This is a genomic window from Bacillus sp. 7884-1, assembly GCF_002272245.1.
Taxonomy (GTDB): domain Bacteria; phylum Bacillota; class Bacilli; order Bacillales; family Cytobacillaceae; genus Neobacillus.
The window spans coordinates 21,070-34,059 of record NZ_NPDD01000198.1 but is presented as its reverse complement, the minus strand read 5'-3'; the positions used below and the strand labels follow the sequence as shown (position 1 = coordinate 34,059).

Annotated in this window: 14 protein-coding genes; 8 read left to right on the top strand and 6 right to left on the bottom strand. The window is 36.9% G+C overall.

Going from position 1 to position 12,990, the window contains the following annotated elements; all coding sequences use genetic code 11:
- The first annotated feature begins 43 nt into the window (after positions 1 to 43).
- On the top strand, positions 44 to 835 hold the full coding sequence (locus CHI06_RS22170) for a DUF817 domain-containing protein (RefSeq protein ID WP_095250744.1): 792 nt from the start codon (positions 44 to 46) through the stop codon (positions 833 to 835).
- 274 nt (positions 836 to 1,109) lie between these two features.
- A complete protein-coding gene (locus CHI06_RS22165; RefSeq protein ID WP_095250743.1) occupies positions 1,110 to 2,384 on the top strand; it encodes a mechanosensitive ion channel family protein in 1,275 nt (424 codons plus the stop codon).
- 200 nt (positions 2,385 to 2,584) lie between these two features.
- Here CHI06_RS22165 and CHI06_RS29975 read toward each other — a convergent pair whose 3' ends face one another.
- The 3 genes from CHI06_RS29975 to CHI06_RS22145 all read right to left on the bottom strand — a co-directional run bounded on the left by CHI06_RS29975 (position 2,585) and on the right by CHI06_RS22145 (position 5,359).
- Positions 2,585 to 2,974 (bottom strand): hypothetical protein, encoded by a 390-nt coding sequence (locus CHI06_RS29975; RefSeq protein ID WP_179292733.1) that lies wholly within the window; start codon positions 2,972 to 2,974, stop codon positions 2,585 to 2,587.
- A gap of 306 nt (positions 2,975 to 3,280) precedes the next feature.
- Positions 3,281 to 3,535 (bottom strand): helix-turn-helix domain-containing protein, encoded by a 255-nt coding sequence (locus CHI06_RS22150; RefSeq protein ID WP_095250742.1) that lies wholly within the window; start codon positions 3,533 to 3,535, stop codon positions 3,281 to 3,283.
- Positions 3,536 to 3,895: 360 nt separating this feature from the next.
- Positions 3,896 to 5,359 carry a YVTN family beta-propeller repeat protein gene (locus CHI06_RS22145; RefSeq protein WP_179292732.1) on the bottom strand — a complete coding sequence of 488 codons (1,464 nt, stop codon included), beginning with the start codon at positions 5,357 to 5,359 and terminating at the stop codon, positions 3,896 to 3,898.
- 559 nt (positions 5,360 to 5,918) lie between these two features.
- Between CHI06_RS22145 and CHI06_RS22140 the strand changes: the two genes are divergently transcribed.
- The 6 genes from CHI06_RS22140 (at position 5,919) to CHI06_RS22115 (ending at position 11,268) form a co-directional block, all read left to right on the top strand.
- Entirely contained in the window at positions 5,919 to 6,239 is a 321-nt protein-coding gene (locus CHI06_RS22140; protein WP_095250740.1) for a metal-sensitive transcriptional regulator, read from the top strand.
- 15 nt (positions 6,240 to 6,254) lie between these two features.
- Positions 6,255 to 6,461, top strand: coding sequence for a copper chaperone CopZ (gene copZ, locus CHI06_RS22135; RefSeq protein ID WP_095250739.1), 207 nt, complete (start codon positions 6,255 to 6,257; stop codon positions 6,459 to 6,461).
- Positions 6,462 to 6,545: 84 nt separating this feature from the next.
- Entirely contained in the window at positions 6,546 to 8,960 is a 2,415-nt protein-coding gene (locus CHI06_RS22130; RefSeq protein ID WP_095250738.1) for a heavy metal translocating P-type ATPase, read from the top strand.
- Between the two features lie 44 nt (positions 8,961 to 9,004).
- Positions 9,005 to 9,622, top strand: a complete 618-nt coding sequence (locus CHI06_RS22125; protein ID WP_095250737.1) for a nitrite reductase — start codon at positions 9,005 to 9,007, stop codon at positions 9,620 to 9,622.
- 269 nt (positions 9,623 to 9,891) lie between these two features.
- Complete coding sequence (locus CHI06_RS22120) at positions 9,892 to 10,140, top strand: hypothetical protein (protein WP_142300999.1); 249 nt, start codon at positions 9,892 to 9,894, stop codon at positions 10,138 to 10,140.
- A gap of 477 nt (positions 10,141 to 10,617) precedes the next feature.
- Positions 10,618 to 11,268 carry a GGDEF domain-containing protein gene (locus CHI06_RS22115; RefSeq protein ID WP_179292731.1) on the top strand — a complete coding sequence of 217 codons (651 nt, stop codon included), beginning with the start codon at positions 10,618 to 10,620 and terminating at the stop codon, positions 11,266 to 11,268.
- Positions 11,269 to 11,338: 70 nt separating this feature from the next.
- On the opposite strand, the gene CHI06_RS22110 is transcribed toward CHI06_RS22115, so the two are convergent.
- The 3 genes from CHI06_RS22110 to CHI06_RS22100 all read right to left on the bottom strand — a co-directional run bounded on the left by CHI06_RS22110 (position 11,339) and on the right by CHI06_RS22100 (position 12,795).
- On the bottom strand, positions 11,339 to 11,866 hold the full coding sequence (locus CHI06_RS22110; RefSeq protein WP_095250734.1) for a hypothetical protein: 528 nt from the start codon (positions 11,864 to 11,866) through the stop codon (positions 11,339 to 11,341).
- The gene (locus CHI06_RS22105) at positions 11,863 to 12,060 is read right to left on the bottom strand and encodes a hypothetical protein (RefSeq protein ID WP_095250733.1); all 198 of its coding nucleotides are present in this window, start codon (positions 12,058 to 12,060) and stop codon (positions 11,863 to 11,865) included. The genes CHI06_RS22110 and CHI06_RS22105 overlap by 4 nt, the downstream gene beginning before the upstream one ends.
- A gap of 129 nt (positions 12,061 to 12,189) precedes the next feature.
- The gene (locus tag CHI06_RS22100) at positions 12,190 to 12,795 is read right to left on the bottom strand and encodes a DUF1541 domain-containing protein (protein WP_257009409.1); all 606 of its coding nucleotides are present in this window, start codon (positions 12,793 to 12,795) and stop codon (positions 12,190 to 12,192) included.
- Positions 12,796 to 12,990 lie beyond the last annotated feature (195 nt).

The window sequence follows — 12,990 nt, the reverse complement described above, 5'->3', positions numbered from 1 at the left end:
AGGATTAGATAAATCTTGAAATAACCCTATGAAGGGACAAATTTTGAGACCACTAAAACAACTGGTTCGTTTTGGTTGGGAGCAGGCCCTTTCTTGTTTGTTTCCTGTTGTTATTTTTGCCTCTTTGGCTTTTACACAAATCGTGCCACTTCCATTTCTACCACGATATGATTGGCTGTTTATCATCTGCCTTCTAATGCAGTGGTGGATGGTGCGTTCTGGGCTAGAAACTCGTGATGAACTAAAGGTTATCACCTTGTTCCATCTAATTGGACTTGCGCTTGAAATTTTCAAGACACACATGGGCTCCTGGTCTTATCCAGAGGAAGGATATTTCAAGATCTTTGGAGTGCCTTTGTATAGCGGATTCATGTATGCGAGCGTAGCAAGTTTTCTTTGCCAGGCGTGGAGGAGGTTAAAGGTAGAACTGGTTAAGTGGCCGCCTTTTTTAGTGGTGGTGCCTCTTGCGGCTGCGATTTATTTGAATTTCTTTACCCACCATTTTTGGATTGATGTTCGTTGGTGGCTTTCTGGACTGGTATTAATTGTTTTCTGGCAATCATGGGTCACATACGAGGTTAATGGAACTCTTTACAGGATGCCACTGGCACTTTCCTTTGTGCTCATCGGATTTTTCATATGGATAGCTGAAAATATCGCAACGTTTCTTGGGGCTTGGGAATATCCAAACCAAAGCGATGCATGGAGTTTGGTTCATCTAGGTAAGGTAAGTTCATGGCTCTTATTAGTGATTGTTAGCTTTCTTATTGTTGCGACGTTAAAGCAGGTTAAGGGTAGTAATTCCTCCAGAATAGATAATAGTAAATTTTTATAACTGTTAAGAAAGCTCTTTAATAAAAGTCGAATCCTTAGAATCATAAGGAATTCGACTTTTTTTGGTGAAGATATCTTAATGTATCAAATTCCGAATAGAGTAAATTGAAAAAAGCAACGTTTGAGTAGCTTATTTCTTTTTAGAAGTGTTTAATGTTTCTATTTTGCAACGGAGTATGATGAAATACAATTTAGGAAAAATAATGGTAGAATGAGTGTTTGGATGGTAATTTAACGTACTGACAACGCATGATGAAATACAAGGGAGGAAAATTATGAAGCTTATTCGCAATCGACTGCTCGAATATGAGATGAACCCAATCCTTACTGATTATCTTGCTGCTATTATTATGATTCTTTTTATAGGAGTTCTCTGTATTGCTTCGAATTTTATTTCGAAGAAAATAGTGCTGAGGGTCATTACTCATATCATTACGAATAACAAATTCGAGTGGGACAACATCCTTTTAGAAAGGAAAGTTTTTCACAGGTTATCCCATATTGTTCCGGCAATTATTATTTATTATTTTTCATCTACTTTTCCTGACTATCAGCATTTAATAGAAAAAGGAGCCATTACCTATATAATCGTTGTTGGGTTAATGGTTATTTATAGCTTTTTAAATGCATTTAATGATATTTATTTAACCTTTGAAATCTCCAAGATTAAGCCAATTAAAGGATATATTCAGGTGGTTCAAATTATTGTATTCATTCTTGGAGGAATCATCATTATCGCTAATTTGATGGGGGAGAGTCCTTTTATTCTTCTTAGCGGGATTGGTGCTTTATCAGCTGTTCTTCTTCTCGTGTTTAAAGATTCTCTTTTAGGTCTTGTTGCTGGTATTCAATTAGCGGCCAATGATATGGTGCGCGTAGGTGATTGGATAGAAATGCCTAAATATGAGGCGGATGGGGATATCATTGATATCTCTTTGAATACGGTAAAAGTCCAGAACTTCGATAAAACGATTACGACAATCCCAAGCTATGCTCTTATTTCTGATTCGTTCAAAAACTGGAGAGGGATGCAAGTTTCTGGGGGCCGCCGAATTAAGCGTTCTATATTTATTGACACCAACAGTATCACGTTTTGCACCCAAGAAATGATAGAGAAATTTAAAACAATCCAATTTCTTTCAAATTACATAACTTCTAAGGAACAGGAAATTGCTGAATACAATGCAAAGAATGAAATTAATCGGAATAATCCAGTCAATGGCCGTGCGCTTACCAATATCGGGGTCTTCAGAGCGTATATTAACCAATATCTTCAACATCACCCAGGAATTAGTCAGGAAATGACATTACTCGTAAGACAACTGGCGCCCACTGAAATTGGATTGCCACTAGAAATTTATGCATTTACCAATGATATTCGCTGGGATGTATATGAAACCATACAATCCGATATCTTTGATCATCTTTTCGCAGTAGCACCGGAATTTGGACTTCAATTATTCCAGAATCCATCTGGGAATGACTTTAAAAATATGATGGGGCAAATCGGAGGCAATATGAGGAGTAGAGAAACAGATTACCCCTCATAGAAATACCTAATAATGGAGGAATTTTGCTTATTCAAGAGTGTAAGACATGAGCTGTCAATTTGGCAGCTTTTCTTGTTTCACTATAGGGTGGTTAATTGAATAAGAGCTCCAAAAATAAAACAGCCATTAATTGTTACACATTTATGTGTGGAACAACATTTGTCTATAATGCCTATATATCTGGAAGTATTGATAGTTACTCACTTTATGAGAGGAGCAATAGATGTGTGGATTGATATAAAAGAAACATTATCAAAGAATATTCTCACTGAAGCAAAGGGATATTTGGATGTTGGGTTTACCCATTCACTAAATCCATATAGTGGCTGCGCGTTAAATTTTTGGATGGGCATTTCTCTTACATAGCAATAAGTGGAGAAATATTCCATGTTTAAGTCATAATTTTTCAAGCTGACCTTAAGTTGATTTTCGCACCATTCATCCGTGTAAATTTTTCCTTCTTCATCAGCGTAAATATCGCTAGAAAAACGAACTAATGAATTTTTATTACTCACTATTGCATATTTTTCTCGTGTTAACTTCAATTTACGTTTTCCTTCAAGTACTTTTAGTCCAAAATGATGTGGCATAAAATCCCCCGTTTTAAAAATAATAACCATTTTAAATCGTACCTTAATTAAATTTACAAGGTTCATGATCTAATCACTATAACCTCTCAACTACCCTAACTAAATAAAAGATATTCGCCACATAATTTCATTTTCCTTTTTGCGCTCATCTGACAAATGACTCTCAAAAAAGGATAACGAGTATAACCGATTCATACCCCGAAGCACGTTACTAAAATTTTTGCTATTTTATTTGTTTTGTAAGAGTTTTCTTAACTCATCTCCTTCTTCTTAAGCTTTTGATATTTTTGTTCAACTCGAATATATTCACCTTTCCACTTCTGCATTGGAATCTGAAAAAAAAACATAAATTGGGACATCCAAGGATTGAGCAAGTAACTCAATAGTATCGAGATGTATCCTTTGTTTCCCATGCTCCATATTTCTAATGGCGGCAATGTTATATCCAGTAATGAGAGCTAATTCATTTATTGATAATCCTCTAATCGTCCTAAATTTCTCAATATTATTCCCGACAAATTTATAAATAGGTTTGTTTGGCCCCTGAGTTCTTCTTCCCAATTAGTTATCCTGAATAAGCAGAATATAATTTTTTCCTTCATAAATAACAGGTGTTCTTTCCATCTAAACACATCCATTCACTCTTTTCCTTCATTTTATCTAATTTAGGGAACCGATGTCTGTGGATATTCTGTTAAAGGTTCTAATGTCCGTGTATACATCAGTGAACAAAGTTTGTTCAATAGAGCTGTAAAACCGTTGGTGTGAAAGTGTATACATACGTTTACAAAAAGTGCATTTTTACTCTAAACCTTTATGTTTGTGACGGAATAATTAACATTGAAGGCCTAATCTTCTGATTGATAACAAGAAACCAAAAACCTTCACCTTAATTAGTGAAGGTTTTTGGTTAACAGGTATTTATTTTTTCTCAGCTAGCCAGTTTGCAAGTATTTTTGCGTCAGATTCAGAGACAAGTCCGCTTGGCATCATGCCTTTGCCGTTCTTTATGGTCTCAAGCAGTTCTTCCTTTGACTTTTGAGCACCAATGTTACTTAAAGCTGGACCATTTCCTCCCTCTAATTTACCGCCATGGCAGGAGGCACAACTTTGTTTGAAGATTTGCTCTCCAGCCTCTGCAATGGAGTGTGTTCCGTGTGAATGTACATCTTCACTAGTTAGAGCAGTTTCGCTACCAAGTGCTGTTTTAGGTACGAATTGGATTTCGTGTGGTACGCCTTCTGCTGGTATCTCCGTAATAAGCTCACCGTTTTCTGTATCCCATACCTGGACTCCGCTGACCACTTCACCACCAAGTTGATAATTATACCGCTGGTCCATTCCGTGATTGAGTGTCCAGAATTCCCTTCCATCAGGGCTTACTCCTGTGTGTGCAGGAATGGTGGTACCTGTTGATTGCCAGATGATTTTATGAGTTTTTGTGTCAATTTTAAATAATTTGTTTCCACCAGTTGTATTGTACGTATATTTTCCGTCGGGGCTAAATGAAATATGAGTCGGGCCTTCTTCAAACTTGATTTTATCTACAATTTCAAGCGTGGCCACATCGATTATTACAATACTCTTGACCTCGCCCCGTACAGCAGCCCAAACCTGTTTGCCATCTGGTGTAAGGTTAACCCCATGAAGGCTTGCCCCGACAGGTATATCCTTTACAACTTCATTCTTATTCCAATCGATTACGATTACTTTATCTTCTTTATCAACGCTTACGAAAAGGTATGGAGAATCTATTGGCTTTCCGTCCCAATACATGGAAGGGGAGATGTAATCTGTTCCTTTTCCTGTTGGCAGATCCTTGATTTTCTTCCTTGCCTTTACATCGATGACAGACACGGAGTCACCGTATTGGTTTGCTACATACAGGTACTTATCGTCTGGTGATAATGCGGAGTGATGGCCGCCTTTGCCTGATTCCACTCTCCATATCTCTTCAAATGTCGCTGGATCGTAGGCTATGACATAGGATGGCTCATCGTAATCAAACCAGTTGATTGTGACCATGGTTTTAAAGTCTTTTGTAAATGTCATGGCGTGTGTATCCTGCAAGTTTGGATACTTCTGCTCCGTACGCTTAAGGTTTCCTCCACCCGCATCAATGGTTGTCAGCATTTTATGGTATTTCGCATCAATCACCCATAGTTTGTTGCTAGCACCCCCTCCAACAAATGCGATGCTGTCGCTTCCGACTTTACCTCCTGCAAGCCGTGCCTCAAAATCCTCCTTTTTCTCTTGTTGTTGTGTCTGAGCTTCATCTGTTTTTGAGCTGGCTTCCTTGTTTGACTGGGTGCATCCACTTATTAGTAACAGTGTAGCAACCGTTACGGGAATACCAAGTGAAAGTAATTTCTTCTTTTTTGTCATATTGTCTTCCTCCATTTCCTGTGCTTGTAAACAGAATAAGAGGAATTTATGCAAAAAGTTTGGAGAAAGAGTGGAGGAACTATGAACACCATAACAATATTGAATTTGTTCACAACATGTTAAAAAAGAAACAGAACATAATTTGTGATCAAGGATGTGTACTTTTAAAAGGTCCTTATTATTTATCAGTTTTTAAAGATTCATGATTAAGCAAAAAGACACTGACATTTTAATAAACCTTTTGGATTCTGGGGAAAAGAATTTTACGTAGAAGTGTACCAAAATTGGATTTACCCAGAAAGACTTTGAAAGTCTGATTGAGGAAATGATTCAGGAATAAAATGCTCAAATTATATCCCATGGTGGTGAGATTGGGGACCTACGCTCTGGCAATGATCTTCTTGTAGAAGATATAGAAATATGCAAATGTAAAAAAAGTGGAGTCAGAGCAGATAGATTTCAAACAAATCCCTAATTAATAGGTTTGTCGAAAAAATTTTAAAAAATTCTTCACATACAGTAGGGGGGTATAGTATAATGTAATTGTGGAGGCGATATAATGGATGAAAACATAAATCACGATTGTCACCTTCCTGAAGAAAGAAAAAGCCATCATTCTGATAATGTGAAGAAAAATCTGGTTACCCGTTTAAATCGAATAGAAGGCCAAATTCGAGGTATAAAAGGGTTAATTGAAAAAGATACTTATTGCGATGATGTCATTACTCAAATCGCAGCTACACAGTCCGCTTTAAATAGTGTGGCTAAGATTCTTCTGGAAGGACATTTAAAAACTTGTGTACTGGATCGAATCAACGAAGGTGATACAGAAGTAATAGATGAAGTTCTTTTAACTATAGAAAGATTACTGAAAAAATAAATGGGAGTGATAATAATGGAAAAAGTAACATTAAAGGTTAATGGAATGTCTTGCGGCCACTGCGTAAAAGCAATTGAAGGAAGCGTTGGAGAATTAACAGGTGTAGAATCTGTAAAAGTTCATTTAGACGCTGGTAATGTGGATGTAGAGTTCAATCCGTCAGAAGTTTCATTAGATAAAATTAAAGAAATGATTGATGACCAAGACTATGATGTTGTTTAAGATAAACAGGTAACGTGCTTACAACAGCACGTTATCTTTAACAAAAATATATACCCCCTACCCGTATGAAAGGTGTGAACATTGATGACTAATGAAATAAAAGAAACAAATTTTCAAATTACAGGAATGACCTGTGCTGCGTGTGCATTAAGAATTGAAAAAGGGCTTAAAAAAATGGAAGGCGTACAAGAAGCGAATGTTAATTTAGCACTTGAAAAGTCCACCATAAAATATGACCCTGAAGTGGTGTCTGAACAGGATTTTCAAAAGAAGATTCAGGATTTAGGATACGATGTTGTATCGGAGAAAAAAGAATTTGATATTACTGGAATGACTTGTGCTGCCTGTGCAACTAGAATCGAAAAAGGCCTGAACAAATTAGAAGGTGTAAGCAATGCCACGGTGAATTTAGCTTTAGAAAAGGCGACAGTCGAATATAATCCCTCTTTAATTGGTACCCAAGATATTGTTAAACGTGTTGAAAAGTTAGGATATGGAGCTATTGCAAAAGAGGATAAGGAAGAAAACATAGATCACCGACAGAAAGCTATAAAAGAACAACAAAGCAAATTTATCTTTTCAGCCATTTTGTCTTTTCCATTATTGTGGTCCATGGTTAGCCATTTCACCTTTACTTCGTTTATTTACTTACCAGATTTACTAATGAATCCATGGGTACAATTAGCACTAGCAACACCAGTTCAATTTATAATCGGTAAACAGTTTTATGTTGGGGCATATAAAGCCTTAAGAAATAAAAGTGCGAACATGGATGTTCTAGTTGCACTTGGAACATCAGCAGCCTACTTCTATAGTTTATATATGACCATTAAATCCATAGGCTCTCATGGACATATGGTTGAACTGTATTATGAAACGAGTGCGATTCTAATTACCTTAATCATATTGGGTAAGTTATTTGAAGCAAAAGCAAAGGGACGTTCGTCAGAAGCCATTAAAAAGTTAATGGGGCTTCAAGCTAAAACCGCCATTGTTGTTCGAGATGGAGTGGAGAAAGAAGTACCTCTTGAAGAAGTAGTTGTAGGTGACATTGTTTACGTAAAACCTGGCGAAAAAGTACCAGTAGACGGCGAAATCATCGAAGGGCGTTCCGCACTGGATGAATCCATGCTTACAGGTGAAAGTGTGCCAGTGGACAAAACAGTTGGTGATACGGTTATTGGTGCTACCATTAATAAAAATGGTTTCTTAAAAATTAAAGCTACAAAAGTCGGTAGAGACACAGCGTTATCACAAATTATTAAAGTGGTCGAGGAAGCACAAGGTTCAAAGGCACCCATTCAACGCCTTGCTGATCAAATTTCAGGAATCTTTGTTCCAATTGTTGTAGGGATTGCTGTTGTAACTTTCTTAGTCTGGTATATATGGATTAGTCCTGGAGAGTTTGCAGAAGCTCTTGAAAAATTAATTGCTATTCTAGTTATAGCCTGCCCTTGTGCACTCGGTCTTGCTACACCAACATCCATTATGGCTGGTTCAGGGCGAGCAGCAGAATTCGGTATTCTTTTTAAAGGTGGAGAACACCTTGAAACAACACATCACATTGATACTGTAATCTTAGATAAAACAGGCACGATTACTAAAGGTACTCCACAATTAACAGATGTTATTTTACATGAAAATATGGTAGAAGAAGAGTTCTTGTCCCTTATAGGTTCTGCTGAAAATCAATCAGAGCATCCTTTAGCACAAGCCATTGTCCAAGGGATAAAGGAGAAGAATATCTCATTAAAAGAAGTTCAACAATTTGAAGCAATTCCTGGTTATGGTATAAGTGCAGTTGTTGAGAATAAAAGGATTCTAATCGGTACCAGAAGGCTCATGGGAAGAGAAAATATAGATATTACTAAAGCAATATCTGATATGGAAAGCCTTGAAAGTAACGGGAAAACGGCGATGATTGTTGCTATTGATGGAAACTACAATGGGATTGTTGCCGTAGCAGACACCATTAAAGAAACTTCAAAAGAAGCCGTTCGCCGATTAAAAGACCTAAAAATTAACGTTGTCATGATCACGGGTGATAATAAGAGGACTGCCGAGGCCATTGGGAAAGAGGTTGGCATAGATCATGTCATTGCTGAGGTTCTTCCAGAGGGTAAAGCCGATGAAGTGAAGAAACTTCAAAAAGATGGAAGAAAGGTAGCAATGGTCGGTGATGGGATTAATGACGCTCCAGCTCTCGCTGTGGCTGATATTGGAATGGCTTTAGGTACTGGAACGGATGTGGCAATGGAAGCAGCTGACATCACCCTTATTAGCGGAGATTTAAATACCATCGCTGATGCTATTATCATGAGCAAAAAAACCATTCGAAATATAAAGCAAAACCTATTTTGGGCTTTCGCTTACAATGTTATAGGTATCCCAATTGCAGCGATTGGTCTTTTGGCACCTTGGCTCGCTGGTGCTGCAATGGCCTTCAGCTCAGTATCGGTTGTATTAAATGCTTTACGTCTCCAAAGAGTAAAGCTCTAATCATAAATATAAAAATGAGACTAACGGATAGGGGAGAAATTTAAATGGGGAATGATGTTAAAAAAGTTAAGATCGCCATAAATGGGGGAATTGGGTTTGGTGCAAAGCTGAACTCAAAGCAACTGGTTACAATCTCTAAATATATGGATGAAGATGAAGAACTTGAGCTAACGACATTTCAACAACTGTATATAGAAATACCTGCTGAGAAACAAGAAGAAATAATTGCGGAATTTAAAGAAGTTGGATTGGAGTCTTATCCAGTCGGAAACTTCGTAAAGAGCTTGAGGACCTGCAATTTTTGCAAAGGAGAAGAAGAGGTAGGGATGCCAGTGGCGAAAGAGTTAAATCGCCGTATCGCAGGTAAACCTGTTCCATTTACACTTAAAGTCGCTTATACAGGATGTCCTATAGGTTGTGGAGAACCAATGTTAAGTGACATAGGCGTTATGAAAATTAGAGATCATTATAATTTATATGTAGGAGGCAAAGCAAAAGGGAAAGATGCAGAAGTCGGTATCTTATTACTGGAAAATCTAACACCAGAAAAACTGTACGATGCGGTAGAAAAGATAATTGCTCTATATTCACAAATGGGTAAGAAACGGGAAGCATTCCATAAATTTGTGAAACGGATAGATAGAAGTTTATTGATAAGTTAGCTTAAATGCTCACAGCAGGTTTCTTAGAATGCCTGCTGATTTTTTTGACAATTTTCATATAGGTTCATAGAATAATAATATAAGTTGGTTTAAGGCAAATTACTTGTATAGATGAAAAGTCGGTGGTCATCGGATAAAGGAATAAAATTAAAAATGCAAATGAGGTGATACTAGTGTGTTTTTCTAACAATTACATTGAGCAACTAGCTAATAAAATGACTGAAGAAATACAAAAGTACTCCTTATACAAATTTGTAAGAGTGGAATATTTGGATAATGGTAACGCTGCAGGAGCAAAGGGTGTCGCTTTAATTTCCAACGTAATCCTCGGAGATAAAGACGGTGCACTTTATTCTGTGGAACCAAATATTAATGGATTAAGATTTGCTAAAGGGGAGATAAGCTATAATAAATACCGAAAATTACAAAGAAGAAATGATGTAAATATGCTGTTTTGTTTCTTTGGGATTATTGGTTTTTTTAGTATATCCATGTGGGTCTTGAGTAAAATGATTTAACTAATTCGACATGGAAAGACATGTCGTTTATTAATAATTAAAATCACTTCATTGATGTATTAATTTCCCTATTTACTCTACGAAGATAAATAGAGTATTATTAGCTAGGTATTTAGTAAATTCATGGGGTTATACATAAAATTCTCACATAAACGGTTCGACACCGAAAGGGACATTGCAATGCATAAAAATGTAGCATTAATTCGTACCATTCCTTTAAAGATTTGGATCCCAGTTATTATTACATCTCTGTTTCCCTTAGCTATTTATCCACTTATTAGTTCATCATTTGGGACCTATGCCGAACATTATATATTGGATATGATTTGAAGTGTTTATATCCTTCCTCCTATTGCATTTGCATATTATTTTGAAATTCGGGGAGCAATTATATCTAGTTTTCTATTACAATTTGTTCATATAACCTTCGAATATTATTTTCATTTCCACGGTATGACTGTAGAAGTTATAGCATCCATGATGATGCAACTAACGCTTAGCTTTTTAATTTCTTATACCGTTGGTTTGATGTCAAAAAGGTTAAAAAAGAACAAACTTAAGTTAGAACAAGCCTATGAAAATATAGAAAAGATGGCGTATTATGACCCATTAACGGGTGCAGCGAATAGGTGCATGTTATTGAAAACAATAGATGTAGAAATACAACGTCATAAGAAGAATAAAAGTCAATTTTCCGTTTTATTCTTGGATTTAGATGGCTTTAAGCAGGTTAACGATGAATTTGGTCACGACGCAGGCGACATCGTTTTAATTGAGGTTGTCCAACGATTAAAAAATTGTTTAAGAGAGAAAGACCTTCTTGCGAGGTTTGCAGGTGATGAGTTCATTATATTAATCCCTCAAGTTTCTCATTTAGAAACGGTTAGGATTGCAGGAAAACTTCTTAAAGTCATTCAAACCCCATTTATTATCAATCACAATAAAGTTAATCTTAGTACGAGTATTGGCATAACCTTTTCCAACAATGGAGTTGACACATCATCTTCGTTAATCAAACAAGCTGATATGCCCATGTATGAAGCAAAAAAGCTAGGAAAAAACAATTATCAGGTTTATTATCCTACATTAAAACAAGTACATAAAGATTTAGGAGGCATTTCAAGTTAATATCTTGGAATGCTTTTTTTATAAAAAAGCCGCATTTCAATAAATAAATGCGGCCTCTTTGTTTTATCTACTATGAATATGACTTATTGCTTTGTTTATGTTGTTTACGCCACCCATAACGGGTTAGCCCACGAGGTTTGTAAACCGATAGCGAAGTGACCACGAGAAGCACCAATAGTCCGCCAATAGAGTGGACAACGAGTGACAGTCTTGCGTTTCTCAGGTCAGAACTCGACAATGTAGTCTCTGCTGCTTTGCTTGCTATGTAGCTAATTGGCTCCAGTTGCAATAGTAAAACGATGGTCGCAATGATGGTTAACAGAAATTTCACCAGAACCCAATAGTGGCGGAATAAGCCCCACTGGGTTCCTAGCGACTGGACAAGTCCGCTCAAAAGCGAGGCAAGGCTTAATGGGACAATGGCGAAATAAGCCGTTAACTCCATCGAAATATAGGCCGCACGTATCATTTGGTCATCCTGACTGGTAAGACCAGTGATGGCAAGAACTAGGAACCCAACAACTGCACCTATCCAGCCGACTGAGGAAGTGATATGCACCATTAGAGCAAATTTGCGAAGACGTGGTGCCATTGTCATAGGTTGTGTATCCTTTTTTCAAATTGCTGAATATATTGGTCATTTTCATTTGAAGAAAAGTGGCGACCAGGATCGTGGTTACCACCGATGCCAGTAAGTTTCAGTATGACAAACAGTAGAATTAGAACGATTGCAATAATACCAAAGACTTTCACCCAGCGAGGTGTGCTGGGAGGTGTTTCTCGATTAGTCATAAAATATTCTCCTTTGTTATGAACTATAATTGTTTTCTCATCCTATGTAGCGATGTTAAAGCCATCACTTTAATTATTTTAGGCATCCCTTGTTGAAAGGAATGCCCAAGATAATCTTTTTTGTATGTTTTATTTAGCTGAAAGTTCACTTTCTGTTACCCATTGATGATTAGTCACTTTTTCTCCACCAGTTGTCGGAGTGAAATCAACCATGTAAACTGTTGTTTGCTCTGCTGAATCAATTGTTGCAGTTGCACCTTCCATACCTTCCATATGGTCAGCCTCAACGATAACTTCATCACCAGGTTTATATGGTGTGTCACTAGCATCTTTAATCTCTTCGTGGATAATCCATTTGTGATTTGTTACTCTTTCTCCACCTGTCGTTGGTTCATACGATATGGTATACACTGTTGTATCATATGCTCCTACAATGGTTGCTTCTGCACCTTTCATTCCTTCCATGTGGTCATCATTTATAATTGCTTGGCTTCCAACTTTGAAGGTAGGGTTTTCAGCATCTTTTAACCCTTCTGGAACTTCACCTGAACCTGAATGATCCATTCCCGCATGTCCTCCATGGCCTTCGTTACTAGTATCCTGTTCTTGCTCTGTGTTCTCACTGTCATTCGTATTACCATGTTCACTCTCTTGATTATTATTGGAACACGCTGCTAAAAAGATGGCAATGACCAGGGTAAGAAAAAATAAAAGTGTTCGTTTCATTTTCACCATTATTACCTCCTAAAACTGATTTACTCACATATTACAACATAAATGTGCAGAATTTATGCAGAACGACTAGGTAATTTGTAGTATTGGTAAAACTTAATTTTCCCAATTTGAAAATAGAAATGATACATAGTTAATTCATAAAACTGTCATAAATTAAGACGGGTTCTTCAAAGTTTCTGCACAAATATTTACTAC